Annotated in this window: 1 pseudogene; it reads left to right on the forward strand. The window is 52.3% G+C overall.

From position 1 onward, the window contains the following. Positions 1 to 29 precede the first annotated feature (29 nt). Positions 30 to 243 (forward strand): annotated as a pseudogene (locus HBA93_RS22940) (peptidoglycan-binding protein); the annotation flags it as partial.

The following is a 243-nucleotide window of genomic DNA, read 5'->3' on the forward strand; positions in this document are numbered from 1 at the left end:
TTCCAAGCGCGAACAGTAAGGCGGAAAACATGGCCTTATCCCGTAACCGTCGCAGTGAACGCCATGTCGATTACTGGCCGGGCTTTGTGGATGCGCTCTCCACATTGCTGCTGGCGATTATGTTCCTGCTTTCCCTTTTTGTGCTGATGCAGTTTCTGCTTAGCCAAGAGGTCAACAACAAGGATTCAGTACTGAACCGGCTCAACAGCCAGATCAGCGAGCTGACCGAATTACTGTCGCTGG

This window comes from Ochrobactrum sp. SFR4, from assembly GCF_019730395.1.
In the GTDB taxonomy this organism is placed as follows: domain Bacteria; phylum Pseudomonadota; class Alphaproteobacteria; order Rhizobiales; family Rhizobiaceae; genus Pseudochrobactrum.